Origin of the sequence: Aureimonas sp. Leaf324 (genome assembly GCF_001423245.1) — a bacterium.
Classification (GTDB): Bacteria; Pseudomonadota; Alphaproteobacteria; order Rhizobiales; family Rhizobiaceae; genus Aureimonas.
This window is the reverse complement of record NZ_LMOH01000012.1, coordinates 281,295-295,124: the sequence shown is the minus strand read 5'-3', so window position 1 is coordinate 295,124 and position 13,830 is coordinate 281,295. Positions and strand designations below refer to the sequence as shown.

Annotated in this window: 19 protein-coding genes; 7 read left to right on the top strand and 12 right to left on the bottom strand. The window is 69.6% G+C overall.

Annotation, left to right across the window (positions count from 1 at the left end; all coding sequences use genetic code 11):
• Nucleotides 1-41 precede the first annotated feature (41 nt).
• Entirely contained in the window at nt 42-776 is a 735-nt protein-coding gene (gene recO / locus ASF65_RS08965) for a DNA repair protein RecO (protein ID WP_055888090.1), read from the top strand.
• On the opposite strand, the gene ASF65_RS08960 is transcribed toward recO, so the two are convergent.
• From ASF65_RS08960 to ASF65_RS08930, 7 genes are all read right to left on the bottom strand, one after another.
• Nucleotides 754-1,269, bottom strand: coding sequence for a hypothetical protein (locus tag ASF65_RS08960; protein WP_055888087.1), 516 nt, complete (start codon nt 1,267-1,269; stop codon nt 754-756). The genes recO and ASF65_RS08960 overlap by 23 nt on opposite strands.
• Complete coding sequence (locus tag ASF65_RS08955) at nt 1,266-1,901, bottom strand: HD family hydrolase (RefSeq protein WP_055888085.1); 636 nt, start codon at nt 1,899-1,901, stop codon at nt 1,266-1,268. Before ASF65_RS08955 ends, ASF65_RS08960 begins: the two co-directional genes overlap by 4 nt.
• Entirely contained in the window at nt 1,898-2,731 is an 834-nt protein-coding gene (locus ASF65_RS08950; protein ID WP_055888082.1) for a folate-binding protein YgfZ, read from the bottom strand. Before ASF65_RS08950 ends, ASF65_RS08955 begins: the two co-directional genes overlap by 4 nt.
• Before the next feature lie 79 nt (nt 2,732-2,810).
• Nucleotides 2,811-3,632 carry a hypothetical protein gene (locus ASF65_RS08945; protein ID WP_055888080.1) on the bottom strand — a complete coding sequence of 274 codons (822 nt, stop codon included), beginning with the start codon at nt 3,630-3,632 and terminating at the stop codon, nt 2,811-2,813.
• A gap of 32 nt (nt 3,633-3,664) precedes the next feature.
• A complete protein-coding gene (locus tag ASF65_RS08940) occupies nt 3,665-3,925 on the bottom strand; it encodes a hypothetical protein (protein ID WP_156369229.1) in 261 nt (86 codons plus the stop codon).
• A gap of 90 nt (nt 3,926-4,015) precedes the next feature.
• A complete protein-coding gene (locus ASF65_RS08935) occupies nt 4,016-4,462 on the bottom strand; it encodes a TIGR02301 family protein (RefSeq protein WP_082505335.1) in 447 nt (148 codons plus the stop codon).
• A gap of 75 nt (nt 4,463-4,537) precedes the next feature.
• Nucleotides 4,538-4,957 (bottom strand): NUDIX hydrolase, encoded by a 420-nt coding sequence (locus ASF65_RS08930; protein ID WP_055888079.1) that lies wholly within the window; start codon nt 4,955-4,957, stop codon nt 4,538-4,540.
• A gap of 75 nt (nt 4,958-5,032) precedes the next feature.
• Between ASF65_RS08930 and ASF65_RS08925 the strand changes: the two genes are divergently transcribed.
• Together ASF65_RS08925 and ASF65_RS08920 are read left to right on the top strand one after the other, a co-directional pair.
• Entirely contained in the window at nt 5,033-5,782 is a 750-nt protein-coding gene (locus ASF65_RS08925; RefSeq protein ID WP_055889030.1) for an SOS response-associated peptidase, read from the top strand.
• The gene (locus ASF65_RS08920) at nt 5,779-6,816 is read left to right on the top strand and encodes a M20/M25/M40 family metallo-hydrolase (RefSeq protein WP_055888076.1); all 1,038 of its coding nucleotides are present in this window, start codon (nt 5,779-5,781) and stop codon (nt 6,814-6,816) included. The genes ASF65_RS08925 and ASF65_RS08920 overlap by 4 nt, the downstream gene beginning before the upstream one ends.
• Nucleotides 6,817-6,900: 84 nt before the next feature.
• Here the strand turns inward: ASF65_RS08920 and ASF65_RS08915 are convergent, their stop codons facing one another.
• Nucleotides 6,901-7,083: a hypothetical protein gene (locus tag ASF65_RS08915; RefSeq protein WP_055888074.1), complete on the bottom strand. Its 183-nt coding sequence runs from the start codon at nt 7,081-7,083 to the stop codon at nt 6,901-6,903.
• 282 nt (nt 7,084-7,365) lie between these two features.
• Here ASF65_RS08915 and cysS point away from each other — a divergent pair, with 282 nt between their 5' ends.
• The 4 genes from cysS (at nt 7,366) to rarD (ending at nt 11,327) form a co-directional block, all read left to right on the top strand.
• Nucleotides 7,366-8,805 carry a cysteine--tRNA ligase gene (gene cysS, locus ASF65_RS08910; protein WP_055888072.1) on the top strand — a complete coding sequence of 480 codons (1,440 nt, stop codon included), beginning with the start codon at nt 7,366-7,368 and terminating at the stop codon, nt 8,803-8,805.
• Nucleotides 8,802-9,797: a prolyl aminopeptidase gene (gene pip, locus ASF65_RS08905; protein ID WP_055888070.1), complete on the top strand. Its 996-nt coding sequence runs from the start codon at nt 8,802-8,804 to the stop codon at nt 9,795-9,797. Before cysS ends, pip begins: the two co-directional genes overlap by 4 nt.
• Nucleotides 9,794-10,291 (top strand): GFA family protein, encoded by a 498-nt coding sequence (locus ASF65_RS08900; RefSeq protein WP_055888068.1) that lies wholly within the window; start codon nt 9,794-9,796, stop codon nt 10,289-10,291. Before pip ends, ASF65_RS08900 begins: the two co-directional genes overlap by 4 nt.
• A gap of 115 nt (nt 10,292-10,406) precedes the next feature.
• Nucleotides 10,407-11,327: an EamA family transporter RarD gene (gene rarD / locus ASF65_RS08895; protein WP_055888066.1), complete on the top strand. Its 921-nt coding sequence runs from the start codon at nt 10,407-10,409 to the stop codon at nt 11,325-11,327.
• A gap of 7 nt (nt 11,328-11,334) precedes the next feature.
• Here the strand turns inward: rarD and ASF65_RS08890 are convergent, their stop codons facing one another.
• The 4 genes from ASF65_RS08890 to ASF65_RS08875 all read right to left on the bottom strand — a co-directional run bounded on the left by ASF65_RS08890 (nt 11,335) and on the right by ASF65_RS08875 (nt 13,830).
• Complete coding sequence (locus ASF65_RS08890; protein WP_055888064.1) at nt 11,335-11,940, bottom strand: TIGR00730 family Rossman fold protein; 606 nt, start codon at nt 11,938-11,940, stop codon at nt 11,335-11,337.
• 65 nt (nt 11,941-12,005) lie between these two features.
• On the bottom strand, nt 12,006-12,596 hold the full coding sequence (locus ASF65_RS08885) for an energy-coupling factor transporter transmembrane protein EcfT (RefSeq protein WP_055888062.1): 591 nt from the start codon (nt 12,594-12,596) through the stop codon (nt 12,006-12,008).
• Entirely contained in the window at nt 12,593-13,270 is a 678-nt protein-coding gene (locus ASF65_RS08880) for an ABC transporter ATP-binding protein (RefSeq protein WP_055888060.1), read from the bottom strand. Before ASF65_RS08880 ends, ASF65_RS08885 begins: the two co-directional genes overlap by 4 nt.
• Nucleotides 13,267-13,830, bottom strand: coding sequence for a biotin transporter BioY (locus ASF65_RS08875; RefSeq protein ID WP_055888058.1), 564 nt, complete (start codon nt 13,828-13,830; stop codon nt 13,267-13,269). The genes ASF65_RS08880 and ASF65_RS08875 overlap by 4 nt, the downstream gene beginning before the upstream one ends.

The following is a 13,830-nucleotide window of genomic DNA, read 5'->3' as shown; positions in this document are numbered from 1 at the left end:
TATGAGGCTCTGTCGAAACCGGAACGGATCGCCGCGGCCGCATGGAATGGCGTGAGGAAGGCATCGTCCTGGGCGTCCGCCGCCAGGGCGAGACGAGCGTCGTCGCGGAGGTGATGACGCGCTCGCGCGGACGCCATCTCGGCCTCGTGCGCGGTGGCCGCTCGCGGCGGCTCCAGCCCGTGCTCCAGCCCGGCAATACGGTGGACGCGACATGGCGCGCGCGTCTCGACGAGCATCTTGGCTTCATGACGGTCGAGCCCGTGACGCTTCGCGCCGCGCGGCTGATGGAGAGCGCGGTCGGCCTCTACGGCATCCAGCTCCTCGCCGCGCATCTGCGGCTTCTGCCCGAGCGCGACGCCCACCCGCGTCTCTTCGACACGCTGGCTCTCATCGTCGAGCATCTCGACGATCCGGTCGCGGCCGGGTCGCTGATCCTGCGCTTCGAGATCGCGCTTCTGGAAGAGCTCGGCTTCGGGCTCGATCTCGAGACCTGCGCGGCAACCGGCGGCCGGGACGATCTCGTCTATGTCTCGCCGAAGTCCGGCCGCGCGGTGAGCCGCGACGCCGGCGAGCCGTGGCGCGACAGACTCTTGCCGCTGCCGGCTTTCCTGAAGGGCGATGTCGCCCCCGGCTCGGCCGACGTGGCCGAGGGCTTCCGGATGACCGGCTTCTTTCTCGCCCGCCATGTCTGGGAGCCGCGCGCGATCAAGGAGCCGGACTCCCGCGTCGGCACGCTCGGCGTGATCGCCCGCGCTAAAGTGTCAGCGGAAGGATGAAGGGCGTGCCGGAAAAGGCGTCGGCCCCGCGCCCGATCCCGGCGATCGCCGACACCATGCGCCCGCCGCGACCGAGCTTCTCGTCCGCCATCGACACGAGGAGCGGGTTGGGCGTTGCCGAGGGCGCGCGGCGTCGCAGTTCCTGCGCCAGCGCCTCCTCGTCGAGGTCCGGGCTGATCGCGATCGCCAGGATGTAGGCGGCCGCCGTCGACCGGCTGATGCCGGCCCAGCAATGCACCGCCAGCGGCTTCTCGCGGTCCCAGCGGCGACCGAATTCGAGGAGGCGGTCGAGATGGTGCCCGGCCGGGTGGGTCAGCCCCTCGGTCGGCGCGGCGATGTCGTTCATGCCGAGGAAGAGGTGGCGTTCCGGCGCGATCGAGGAGGGGCGCTCGACCACCGTGTCGGCGTTGATCAGCGTGACGACGTCGCCCGCGCCGTGTTTCTCCACCGTTGCGTGGAGGTCGGCGAGCGAAGAGACGACGAGGTAGGTCATGGCGCGATCGCCCTGATGCCGGAGGAGAGGGTTTCGAGGAAACGGAAGCGTTCGAGATAGCGCCCGCCGACCTCGGCCGCCGGCTGGGGTGCGAAGCGCTCGGGCGCGGGAAGTGTGCCGCCCGGCCGCCCGAACAGCGCCTGCGCTTCCGTCGGCTGGAAGCCCGCGAGAAGCTTCGCCTCGAAATAGGCCGACACGCGGTCCGCCGACTTGATGGCGCGCTTGACCGGGGGCGGCAGCTCCGCCGGCAGGCCGAAGCGCCGATGCACCGCCGCCTGCAGTCGCGCTTCGACGCCCTTGTAGTCGCCGCCGAGGACGCTCTTGAAGGGCGAGATCATGTCGCCGATGACGTATTCCGGGGCGTCATGCAGGAGCGCGGCCAGCCGCCACCGCGGATCGGGCTCCTTGGCGCCGACGATCTCCTCGACGATCAGCGAGTGCTGCGCCACCGAGAACGCATGGTCGCCGGTCGTCTGCCCGTTCCAGCGGGCGACGCGCGCGAGCCCGTGCGCGATGTCCTCGATCTCGATATCGAGCGGGGAGGGGTCGAGAAGGTCGAGCCGCCGCCCCGACAGCATCCGCTGCCAGACGCGGGGCGGCTTGGCGGTCCGGGCCGCGCCGGTCGCGCTCATTCCTCGCCGCCGCTTCCGGCTTCGGGCAGAGCATAGCCGGCCCAGGACGGGACTTCGGCCTCGACCGGAACGCCGTCCGCTGACAGGCTCGCCCCGGACGACAGCGCGTCGACCAGGCGGTCGATGCGGAGCATGCCGATACCGAGCCCCGCATGGGCCGAGAGAACGGTGCCGATCGTCCGGCCGCCCGCCTCGACGTTGGCGCCCGGCGTCAGGTGACCCTCGGCGCGCAGCACCATCACGCGCCGCCGCGCCGTGCCCCGATGCTGCATGCGCGAGACGACCTCCTGCCCGACATAGCAGCCCTTGCGGAAGGACACGCCGCCGTTTTGGTCGAGCAGCACGTCGTGTGGAAAGACGTCGGAGGCCGGGAAGTCCCGCTCGGCCTCGGCGATGCCGAGCGACAGGCGCAGCGCCTCGAAGGCGGCCGGGTCGCCCTCGTCGACGTCCATGCCATAGGAACGGTAGACGCTGGACGGGAAGCGTCGATCCGCGACGGCACCGGCCGGTGCCTCGCTCGTTTCCCAGAAGGCGCCCACGGCTTCGTCGCTCGGCGTCATCGTGACCTTAGCGCGCAGCTTGTAGAGCGCGAGGCGTTTGGCGAGATCGCCGCGCGCGCCCGCCGCCACGTCGAGCCGCAGCCCGTCGTCGATGCGGCTGAGGAGGAAGTCGAAGAGGATCTTGCCCTGCGGCGTCAGCAGTGCGGCCGGCCGCGCCTCGCCGGGGGCGAGCGCGTCGAGATCGGCGGTGACGAGGTTCTGCAGAAAGGGCTCGGCGTCCGCGCCGGTGACGTGAAGCGTCGCACGGTCCGAAAGGCGGGCACTCATCATGGCGTTCGTTCCGGGTCTTCGGCCGACCGTATCGGCCTTCGAACCCTATGTGCCAATCGCCGCGGCGAAGACAAGGCGGTCAGTCGCCGTCGACGAAGAACTCGAAGCGGCCTTCGGGCGAGATGCCGACGCGGTAGAAGTCGTAGGAGCCGTTGGCGACCATGCGCTGGTAGTCGCCAGCCGTCACCAGTTCGAACAGCTGGACGAGCTGCGGCTTGGTCAGGACGCCGAGATCGACCTGCGTGAAGTAGGGCCAGACGTAGATCTCGTTGTCACCGCCCGGATCGAGGCGGACATGGCCGGCCTCGAGGGTCTCGAGCAGGATCGCGAGGAGCTCGACGCCCTCGCCGTCGCCCGACGCTTCCTTCAGCGTCGTGACGGGATCCTGGTCGGGCATGGTGGCGGAGACGACGGTCGGGTCGGCGCCGGTCTGGAAGTAGGGGCGCAGCTTCTCGATGTCGCCGCTGCGGGCGACCTCGATCAGTTTGGCGCGCAGGTCGCGCACCGGCTGGGGCAGGTCCTTGTCGCCGTAGACGATCTCGATCGGCGGCACGTCGCCGGTCGGCGCGCGTTCGGCGCCCTCGTCGGGCACGACGGCGTCGTCGCCGGGTGCCGTCTCGATCGGGCCGGAGGGCGGCTCGGCCGGCGTGGTGGTGGTGGTGGTCGGCGGAATCGGCGCGCTGCCGGGCGTCGCAGGCGGTGCGGTCGGCTGGCCGTCGGCGGGTGGGGTCGCGGGCTGGCCGGGAACCGGCGGCAGGGGAACGGCGACGATGCCCTCGCGGCCCGGCGGAACGTTCCCGTCCTCCCCGGTGATCTGCGAGAGGGCCGACGCCGGCAGGGCGGAAAGCCCGCCGCAGGCGAGGATGGAGAACGCGAGGAGGGCGCGCTGGAAGCGGGTCATGACACCATTCGGGCGGACGCGCCCGTCCTGCCTTACTGGAACGAGCGGACGGCGCGGAACTCGCCGTACTCCACGCGGCGGCGCAGCGCGTCGAGGAGCTCCAGAACCTCGGCCTCGCCGTGATGGCGCACGAGTTCGGTCACGGCCGTCGCCATCGCGGTCTCGGCGAGGATCTCCGCCTCGATGCCGTCGGAGATGCCGTCGGCCCAAGCCTCGTTGTGGTATTCGCTCGCGACCTGCTTCTTTTCGGCGACGATCATGTCGTCGAGGTCGGAACCGTGCAGATCGATCATGCCGGATACTCCTTCTTCCGCTGCCCGAGCTGGCCGGTCTCCGGGCGGGGAAGGCGGGTCGCTGTCGCAAACCACCCTCTGAACAAAACGTTAACTTCCGTACCTTGCGCTGATCTCGCGCGAAAGGTCGGCGCCTTCCTTGGCATATCTTTCCACGGCCACCGTCGCAGCCGGGGTACACTTGCGATAGGTGGATTCGAAGGATCGATACCCCTGGTTGAAATGCGCGACGAGGGTTCGCCTGTCGGCTTCACCCGGCGCCTGCGCCTCGAGGATCGCGTTCATCTTCTCGCGCCAGACATCGGCATTCGCATCGCCGCAGAGGCCGCGCAGGAAGTGCAGCGAGCCGAGCACCGTGGCGAGGCGCGACAGCGGCTTCATGTAGGGCGCGTTGGACGGCTTGGCGGCGGGTTCCTCGGCGGCGGGCTTCTCCTCCGCCGGCGGCTTGCCGCCTTGCGCGGACGCCGCGACGACGCTCAGCGCCAGCGTTAAGCCGGCGATCCCGAGAAGTCGAAGAAAATTGTCCGCAACGGCCATGCGGCACGTTTGCAGGCCGATTGGGGTGAATGCAAGACGCGCGCAGGGCTCAGCCGCGCCTCGTGCATGTTAAGGTTAGCGCGCGGCCGCCTCTTCCACGATGGCGGCAAGGCCCGGCGTCGTGCGCCCGTCCGCCTCCATGGCGCGCACCTCGGTGACGAGGAAGAACCGCGCCTCGTCCGCATCGTCCGCGGCCTCGATCGCCGCGCCGTTCCACTCGGCCAGCGAACGGAAGACGGCGATCACGGCATGGGCGTCGTGGCCCGGATCGATCGACTCGTGCAGGCGCAGAAGCTCGATCGCCTCCAGCGCGACGCCGGTCTCCTCGCGCATCTCGCGGCGCGCGGCCTCCTCGAGCCGCTCGCCGAACTCGACGCGTCCGCCGGGCAGGCTCCATGCGCCCGCCCAGGGCGCATGGCCCCGGCGCACGAGACAGACCTCGCCCGCACGCAGCAGGCAGACGGAAACACCGAGGAGGGGGCGCCGGGGGCTCATGGGTCGCAGTTAGATCGAACGATCCCCCGCCCGCAAGCCTTGCTCCACGCCTCCGGCTCGACCATCCTCGCCGCCATGTGCGGACGCTTTGCCCTGACCGCGTCACCCCAAGAGGTGGCGGCGGCTTTCGATCTCGTGTCGGTGGACCCGTTTCCGCCGCGCTTCAATATCGCCCCGACGCAGCCGGTGCTGCATGTGGCACTCCATCCCGGTCGCGGCGGGCCACGGCGCGAGGCGCGTCTCGCGCGCTGGGGACTGATCCCCGGCTGGGCCAAGGATCCCGCGCACCTGCCGCTTCTCTTCAACGCCCGCTCGGAGACCGCGGCCGAGCGCCAGTCTTTTCGCGGCGCGATGCGCCACCGGCGCTGCCTCGTGCCCGCCACGGCCTTCTACGAATGGCGCCGGGCGGGCGCCGGGAAGCCGCAGCCCTTCCTCGTGCGACCGGCCGACGGCGCCGTCGCGGCCTTCGCCGGCCTGCACGAGACGTTCCTCGCCGCGGACGGCAGCGAGATCGACACCGTCACGATCCTGACCGCCGCCGCGGGCCCGCGCCTGTCCGCGATCCACGAGCGCGCGCCGGTCGTGATCGCGCCGGACGACTTCGAGCGCTGGCTCGACGTGTCGGGTCAGTCCCCCGCCGGCATCCGCGACCTTCTCCATGCCGAGCACGTGGACGGCTGGGAGGCCGTGCCCGTGTCGGACCGCGTCAACGCGGTTGCCAACATGGGACCGGAGGTTCAGGACAGGGTGGCGGAAGCCGCGGCGCCCGAGAGCCCGGACCAGCTTTCGCTGTTTCGAGAACCTTCCGACGGACGGACCCCATGAACATCGATCTTCTGAAGCGGCTGTGCGAGACCCCCGGCGTGCCGGGCCACGAGCATCGCGTGCGCGACCTCATCGCGAAGGAAGCCGCCGATCTCTTCGACACGATCGAGACCGACGTGATGGGCTCGCTCGTCTGCACCAGGAAAGGCGAAGGCGAGAACCCCGAGCGCATCGTGCTGGCCTGCCACATGGACGAGATCGGCTTTCTCGTCAGCCATGTGTCCGACAAGGGCTTCGTGCATGTCTCGCCGGTCGGCGGCTTCGACCCGCGCAATCTCTTCTCGCGCCGCGTTCTCGTCTGCACCGACGACGGCGACTATCGCGGGATCATGATGGCCGAGGGCAAGCCGGTCCATATCTCGGCGCCCGAGGACCGCAAGAAGGTGCCCGAGCCGACCGACTTCTTCATCGACCTCGGCCTCGGCGCCGCGGCGAAGGACAAGATCCGCGTCGGCGATTTCGTGGTGATGGACGAGCCGCTGGTCGAGATGGGCGAGCGCATCGTCTCCAAGGCGCTCGACAACCGCATCGCCTGCTGGCTCGGCCTCGAGGTCGTGCGCAAGCTCTTGGCGGACGGACACAGCCACAAGTGCCAGCTCACCGTCGCCTTCACGGTGCAGGAGGAGGTCGGGCTTCGCGGCGCGCGCACGGTCGCCTACGATCTGAAGCCCCATATCGGCATCGGCATCGACACGACGCTTGCCTGCGACACGCCGGGCGTGCCCGAGCGCGACAAGACGACCGAGCTCGGCGCCGGGTTCGGCCTGCACATGAAGGACAACTCCTTCATTGCCGACGGCGCGCTGGTGCGCGAGTTCGAGGCGGTGGCGAAGGAGGAGGGCATCGCCAGCCAGCGAACGATCCTCGCCGGCGGCGGCATGGACGGCGCCTCGCTCCAGCAGGCGGCGTCGGGCGCGCGCGCGATCGGCATCGTGGTCGGCACGCGCTACATCCACACGGTCTGCGAGATGATCGACCGGCGGGACCTTCTGGCGGCGCGCGACGTTCTCGCCGCCTTCCTCGCCCGGCACTGAGAAAGCCGCAAACGAGAGGAGCCCGCCGGATCGGCGGGCTCGGTGCGGCTCGATCCGGCGGGACCGGAGAGCCAGCTCTCGACGTCAGTCGCGGGCGTTGACGTTCGCGACGGTGCGCTGCGCGGCGGCCTTGCCGCTCTCGTCCTTGCGACGCGTGGCCTTCGCCGCGAGCACCGCCGCGATGCCGATTTCGCGATAATTGCTGACGAGCTTGGAGTCGCGCTCGCGTTCGGTGCGGGATCGGAAGTTGATTTGCTGCGGGTTCATTGCTGCATGCCTGTGGTGACGGGGTGGGTCGAAGAAAGCCGACCGAATGCGTCTTTCTAGCGGCGCAAATCTGAAAAGACGACGAATCTATACTTAACAAATGGTTGCCAAGGCGACATGTGGCGTGATTGCATCATGCTGCATTGCCGCAATCCGACGAGCGCTCTGCACAATACTTAACGGAAGCTGAACGTGGCTCCGGTGATCACTCCGGTTTGAATGGCCGGGGGTTTGGCTGTAGCTCTGCTGCGCTGCCACGATGGCGGCGGACCGAGGACCGACATGACCGACGCGACGCATCGCCTGCACCTCACCAACACGCTGACCCGCCGGAAGGAAGCATTTCGCCCGCTCGACTGGCGCGAGGGCGGCGTGGCGGAAGCGGAGCGGCGGGTGCGCATGTATGTCTGCGGGCCGACGGTCTACGACTTCGCCCATATCGGCAACGCGCGGCCGGTGATTGTGTTCGACGTCCTGTTCCGGCTGCTGCGCCATCTCTACGTCGAGGCGCGCGTCGTCTACGCCCGCAACATCACCGACGTCGACGACAAGATCAACGCGCGCGCCGCGCGCGACTTTCCCGACCTGCCGCTGAACGAGGCTATCGCGCGCGTGACGGAGAAGACGGCCGCGCAGTTCCACAAGGATGTCGCGGCGCTCGGCTGCCTGCCGCCGACGGTCGAGCCGCGCGCCACCGCCTTCGTCGCACCGCGCGCCGACGGCCTGCCCGACATGATCGGCATGATCACGACGCTGATCGAGAAGGGCCATGCCTATGTCGCGGGCGGCGAGGTGCTGTTCGACGTCCAGTCCATGCCGGCCTACGGCGCGCTGTCGCACCGACGGCTGGAGGATCAGCAGGCCGGTGCGCGCGTGGCGGTCGAGGCGCACAAGAAGAACCCGGCTGACTTCGTGCTGTGGAAGCTGTCGGCGGCGAGCGAGCCCGGCTGGGACAGCCCGTGGGGTCGGGGGCGGCCCGGCTGGCACATCGAATGCTCGGTCATGTCGGCAGCATATCTCGGCCAGACCTTCGACATCCATGGCGGCGGGCTCGACCTCATCTTCCCGCACCACGAGAACGAGATCGCCCAGTCCTGCTGCGCGCACGGCACCGAGCGGATGGCCGAGGTGTGGATGCACAACGGCTTCGTGCAGGTCGAGGGCCGCAAGATGTCGAAGTCGGAAGGCAACTTCGTCACCATCGCCGATGTCCTCGAAACCGACAAGGTCGGCGGTCGCCGCTGGCCGGGCGAGGCCGTGCGGCTCCTGATGCTGAAGACGCACTACCGCGAGCCGATCGACTTCACGGCGGCCAAGCTCGAGGACGCCGTGCGCGAGCTCGACAAGTGGGAGCGGCTGGCCCGCGCGGCCGGCGCGGACAAGGCGGCCGAGGTCGCCGTGGACGACGCCTTCCTCGACGCCGCCTGCGACGATCTTTCGTTGGCCGCGGCCATCGCGCGCGTTCACGCGCTCTTCGACGACGGCCGGGCAGCCGAGGCACTCGCCTCGCTGCGTCTTGTCGGCATCGACCCGGTTCGCGAGCAGGCGCTCGGCGCCGACGTCGCCGCGCGGATCGCGCGCCGCCTCGACCTCCTGAAGGCGCGCGACTTCGCCGCTGCGGATGCCCTGCGCGACGAACTCGCCACGGAGGGCGTCCTCCTGAAGGACGGCAAGGACCCCGCGACGGGCGAGCGCGTCACCACCTGGGAGATCCGGCGTTGAGCGAAGCGCGGCGGCAACTCTATCCGACGATCCAGCCCTACCGCACAGGGCAGTTCGACGTCGGCGACGGCCACATCCTCTACTTCGAGCTGTGCGGAAACCCCGACGGCAAGCCGGTGATCTTCCTGCACGGGGGGCCGGGCAGCGGCTGCAACCCGTCGCACCGCCGCCTGTTCGATCCCGACCAGTACAACGTCCTGCTCTTCGACCAGCGCGGCTGCGGTCGGTCCTCGCCGCTCGGCGCGCTGCACGCCAACACGACGCAGCACCTCGTGGAAGACGTCGAGCGCCTGCGCCGCATGGCAGGTTTCGGCAAGGCGATGCTCTTCGGCGGCTCGTGGGGCTCGACGCTGGCGCTGGCCTATGCGCAGGCCTATCCCGCCCATGTCAGCGAGATGATCCTGCGCGGCATCTTCACCGGGCGCCGCGAGGAGCTCGACTGGTACTATCGCAATGGTGCGAGCCGTCTGTTCCCGGACGAATGGGAGCGCTTCCTCGCGCCGCTCGACGAGGCGGGCAGGGGCGACCCGATCGCCGCCTACCGGCCGCTGCTCCTCGATCCCGATCGCAACGTGCGCTCGCGGGCCGCGCGCGCCTGGACCGACTGGGAGGGGCGCACCGTTTCCATGCGCACGCTCCACGACGTCGCCGGAGGCTTCGGCGCCAGCGACCACGCCATCGCCTTCGCGCGCATCGAGAACCACTTCTTCGTCCACGACCTCTGGCTGGAGGAAGGCCAGTTGATCCGCGACGCCGGACGTCTGGCAGGCATTCCCGGCGTCATCTTGCAGGGCCGCTACGACGTCGTGACGCCGCCGAAGACCGCCTGGGATCTTCATAAGGCCTGGCCCGGCTCCGAGCTGCAGATCGTCGAGGACGCGGGCCACGCCTATTCCGAGCCCGGTACGCTGGACCGCCTGATCCTCGCCACCGACCGGTTCGCGCCCCATAATCAGGGTCTCGTCCTGCCCGGAAGGAGCGCGCGGTCATGACCCTGCAAGCCGAGCCATCGCACACCGGCGGTTGCCAGTGCGGCGCCGTCCGCTTTCGCATCCATGGGACGCTCGGGCGCGCGTCCGTCTGCCACTGCCGGATGTGCCAGAAGGCGTTCGGCGGGCTCTATGCCCCGCTCGTCAATCTCGGCACGGCCGAGATCGTCTGGATGAAGCGCGAGCCGAAGCGCTTCCGCTCCTCCAACCACGTCTCGCGCGGCTTCTGTCCGGACTGCGGAACGCCGCTGACCTATGAGGCGCCGGACGGCATGGCGCTCGCCATCGGCGCCTTCGACGACCCGTCCCGACTGGCGCCGCAGATCCAGTTCGGTATCGAGGGCAAGCTGCCCTACGTCGACGGGATCTCGCAATTGCCGGCTCACACCAGCACCGACGACGCGACGGACAACGACTATCTCGCCGACATCGTGTCCTTTCAGCATCCCGATCGCGAGATGCCGGGCGAGGCGCCGGGAGACGCACGGCACCCCTGACCGGGCCAAGCGTTGCATCAGGCAAACGAATGCCAGCCATCAGGGAAACTAAGGTGCGGTGATGGTTGCGGGTTGCTAGAAGCGGGGCACGTTTCCGGATCCCGAGTGCCGCGCCATGCCCAACGCCCCCGCCGAGCCCGCCAGCGGTTACGCCTACGGCATCGCCGCCTATTCGATCTGGGGCCTCGTCCTACCCCTCTACATGAAGGCGCTGGCGCACGTGCCCTCGATGGAGGTCATGGCGCAGCGTGTGCTGTGGTCGTGGGTGCTGACGCTCGGCATCCTCGCCTTCGGCACCGGCCTTGCCGGCCTGCGGGCGGCGCGCAGCCCCCGCGTGTTCGGAACGCTCGTCCTTACCGCGCTCCTGATTTCGGTGAACTGGGGCGTTTATGTCTGGGCGATCGCGACGGGGCATGGCCTCGATGCGGCGCTCGGCTACTACATCAACCCTCTGATCAACGTCGTGATGGCCGCCGTCTTCCTGCGCGAACGCCTGACGCGGCTGCAGACGGTGGCCGTCGGCATCGCGGCGACCGGCGTGATCGTCCTGACGATCGAGAGCGGCGGACTGCCGTGGGTGTCCCTGGCCCTCGCACTCTCGTTCGCCTCCTACGGTCTCCTGCGCAAGACCGTGAAGATCGGTGCGACCGAGGGCTTCTTCCTCGAGGTGACGATCCTGTTCCTGCCGGCGCTCGCGCTCGCCATCTGGCTGGTGCGGGACGGGGGCGGCCATTTCGGCATCGGCACCACGGAGACCGCGCTCCTCGTCGGTACCGGCGTCGTCACCGCCGTGCCGATGATCCTGTTCTCGGCCGCCGCACGTCTCCTGCGCTACACGACGGTCGGCCTTCTCCAGTACATCGCGCCGACGCTGATCACTCTGACCGCGATCTTCATCTTCGGGGAGCCGTTCGGCGTCTGGCAGGCCGTCGCCTTCGGCTGCATCTGGAGCGCGCTCGCGCTCTACAGCTACTCGATCGTCCGCGGCCGCCGCGTAGCGGCCGAGGAAGTCGTTGCCGTGGAACCCGTGCGCTGAACGAACGCTAGAGCTTCTCGATCACTTCGGCGACGCCTTCGCTCGCGCGCTTGGGAGCCGCCGCTTCCAGGGCGGGCAGGAGGTCCTCGATCCGGTCCACCACGATCGGCTTCACCATGTGGGCCGTGTGGATGAAGCCCGCCTCGCGCATGTGGTCGAGGAGGGCGGCGAACGGATCCCAGAAGCCGTTGATGTTGGCGATGGCGATCGGCTTGGCGTGGCGGCCGAGTTGGCTCCACGTCATGATCTCGACGAGTTCCTCGAGCGTCCCGATGCCACCGGGCAGCGCGACGAACGCGTCGGCGCGCTCGAACATCAGGTGCTTGCGCTCGTGCATGTCCTGCGTGATCACCAGCTCGTCCAGCCGCTTCAGTTCGGACTCCGTCGCTTCCATGTCGATCAGGAAGCGCGGGATGATGCCGGTGACACGGCCTCCTGCCGCGATCACGGCATCCGACACCGCGCCCATGATGCCGCGCGTGCCGCCGCCGTAGACGAGATGCATGCCGGCGCGGCCTATGGCGGTGCCGAGCGCCTCGGCGGACTCGCGGTAGATGGGATCGCGGCCCGCAGAGGAGCCGCAATAGACGCAGAGAGATCGAATCGAAGTCATGAGGCCAAGGTCGGTCGAACGGGTTGCAGGGTCAAGCGGGCGGCCGATGATTTTGCTGCACCGCGTCAGCTACGCGCGTCGATCGCCTCGGCGATCTCGTCGGCCATCCTCAGGGTGCGCAGCGTCAGCGGCACGGCCAGCGCGAAGACGGAGCGGTCGAGCCCGCGTGCGGCCTGTGCTTCGCGGATGTCGGCCGCGACGCTGGCCAGCACCGGCACGAAGCGGACGGCGAGGCCGAAGGCGAGCCCGACACGTGTGGGATCGACGCCGATTATCCGCAAGGGCTGGAGAAGCCATGCGATCGTCTCGGCAATGGCCGAGGGTCGCGTCGTCGCGGTGACGAGCCCGGCGAGAAGCAGCAGGGCCGCGAGACGCACCCCGTAGAGCGCCGCCTCGTGCCAGCCCGCGAACCAGGCCTGCACGGCGGCAACGAGAAGCACCACGGGCAGGGCGGCGCGCAGCGAGCGCGCGGCAAAGCGCCAGCCGAGGCCGGCCGCGGCGATCGCACCGAGCGCTGCGGCAAAGGCGGCGCAGGACAGCGGCAGGCTCGGAACCATGAAAAGACCCGTGCCGATCGCCGCAAGTCCTGCGAGCTTCGCGCCCGCCGGCGCCCGGTGCAGCCGCGACGCGCCCGGCCGGTAGAGATCGGCGATCATGCGCCCGCGATCCGGCGATAGGCGTCGAGGGCATCCGTGGGCGGCGCGTCGCAGACGAGGCGACCGGCCTCGAACACCAGCACCCGGTCGAACCCCTCGAGCAGCGCCAGGTCGTGCGTCACCATCACGACCGGCGTGTCGGCGGCGTCCACCGCCGCCATGACGCGCCGCGTGTTGCGCAGGTCGAGAAGCGTCGTCGGCTCGTCGAGCACGAGGAGGCGCGGCTCCAGCACCATGATGCCGGCTAGCGCCACGAGCTGGCGCTCGCCGCCCGACAACTCGTGCACCAGCCGCTCGCCGAAGCCCGCCAGCCCGAAGCGGGCGAGCGCGGCCTCCACGCGCGGGCCGATCTCGCGCTTCGGCAGATCTCGGTTCTTCAGCCCGAAGGCGAGGTCCTCCGCGACGCCGGGATAGACGATCTGATGATCGGGGTTCTGGAACAGGAAGCCGACGGCCCGTCGCGCCGCCTTCGGATCGGCGGCCGTCTCGATGCCGAAGACGCGGACCGCGCCTTCGCTCGGTTTCAGCAAGCCGTTGAGAAGGCGCACGAAGCTCGACTTGCCCGAACCGTTGGCACCGACCACGCCGATGCGGCGCTCCGTCAGGCGGAGGTCGAGCGCGGACAGGACGCGCCGCCCCGCGCGATCGAGGGCGACGCCGGAAAGCTCGATCATCCTGCGCGGCGGGCGGTGCGCGTCTCGATCAGCGGGTAGGCCTTCGACACCGTCACGATGATCGCGGCGGCGAGCCCCGCCTTCACGAGATCGCCGGGGATGAAGGCGAGCGAGCCCTTGGCGGCCGTCAGGAGCGGCGTGCCGGTGACCAGCGAGATGCCGGGTATGCCGCAGGCGTAGAGAACCGCAATGCCGCCGGCCACGGCCGCGAGGAAGGCGGTGACGAAGTTCAGCTTCGGCATGAAGCGTTCGGTCAGCGCGCCGGTGACGAAGGCCGCCGGCAGCCAGCCGAGGAAGAACCCGACCGTCGGCCCGGCCAGCACCGCAAGGCCCCCGCGTCCGCCCGACAGGAGCGGCAGGCCGGCCAGCACGATCACGATGAAGAGGAGGATCGCCAGCGTCCCGCGGCGGGCGCCGAGGATGCCGCCCGCCAGCATCACGCCCAACGACTGCGCCGTGATCGGAACGTTGATCAGCGGCACCTGAAGCGCCGGAAAGGTTCCCAGGACCGCCATCAGGGCGGCGAACAGGGCGATGAAGACGATGTCGCGGGTGCTCAT

Bases quoted from the DNA above. Each gene is read 5' to 3' on its own strand.
- recO (WP_055888090.1), top strand. From the start codon at position 42: ATGGAATGGCGTGAGGAAGGCATCGTCCTGGGCGTCCGCCGCCAGGGC.
- ASF65_RS08960 (WP_055888087.1), bottom strand. From the start codon at position 1,269: ATGACCTACCTCGTCGTCTCTTCGCTCGCCGACCTCCACGCAACGGTG.
- ASF65_RS08955 (WP_055888085.1), bottom strand. From the start codon at position 1,901: ATGAGCGCGACCGGCGCGGCCCGGACCGCCAAGCCGCCCCGCGTCTGG.
- ASF65_RS08950 (WP_055888082.1), bottom strand. From the start codon at position 2,731: ATGATGAGTGCCCGCCTTTCGGACCGTGCGACGCTTCACGTCACCGGC.
- ASF65_RS08945 (WP_055888080.1), bottom strand. From the start codon at position 3,632: ATGACCCGCTTCCAGCGCGCCCTCCTCGCGTTCTCCATCCTCGCCTGC.
- ASF65_RS08940 (WP_156369229.1), bottom strand. From the start codon at position 3,925: ATGATCGATCTGCACGGTTCCGACCTCGACGACATGATCGTCGCCGAA.
- ASF65_RS08935 (WP_082505335.1), bottom strand. From the start codon at position 4,462: ATGGCCGTTGCGGACAATTTTCTTCGACTTCTCGGGATCGCCGGCTTA.
- ASF65_RS08930 (WP_055888079.1), bottom strand. From the start codon at position 4,957: ATGAGCCCCCGGCGCCCCCTCCTCGGTGTTTCCGTCTGCCTGCTGCGT.
- ASF65_RS08925 (WP_055889030.1), top strand. From the start codon at position 5,033: ATGTGCGGACGCTTTGCCCTGACCGCGTCACCCCAAGAGGTGGCGGCG.
- ASF65_RS08920 (WP_055888076.1), top strand. From the start codon at position 5,779: ATGAACATCGATCTTCTGAAGCGGCTGTGCGAGACCCCCGGCGTGCCG.
- ASF65_RS08915 (WP_055888074.1), bottom strand. From the start codon at position 7,083: ATGAACCCGCAGCAAATCAACTTCCGATCCCGCACCGAACGCGAGCGC.
- cysS (WP_055888072.1), top strand. From the start codon at position 7,366: ATGACCGACGCGACGCATCGCCTGCACCTCACCAACACGCTGACCCGC.
- ASF65_RS08900 (WP_055888068.1), top strand. From the start codon at position 9,794: ATGACCCTGCAAGCCGAGCCATCGCACACCGGCGGTTGCCAGTGCGGC.
- rarD (WP_055888066.1), top strand. From the start codon at position 10,407: ATGCCCAACGCCCCCGCCGAGCCCGCCAGCGGTTACGCCTACGGCATC.
- ASF65_RS08890 (WP_055888064.1), bottom strand. From the start codon at position 11,940: ATGACTTCGATTCGATCTCTCTGCGTCTATTGCGGCTCCTCTGCGGGC.
- ASF65_RS08885 (WP_055888062.1), bottom strand. From the start codon at position 12,596: ATGATCGCCGATCTCTACCGGCCGGGCGCGTCGCGGCTGCACCGGGCG.
- ASF65_RS08880 (WP_055888060.1), bottom strand. From the start codon at position 13,270: ATGATCGAGCTTTCCGGCGTCGCCCTCGATCGCGCGGGGCGGCGCGTC.
- ASF65_RS08875 (WP_055888058.1), bottom strand. From the start codon at position 13,830: ATGAGCACCCGCGACATCGTCTTCATCGCCCTGTTCGCCGCCCTGATG.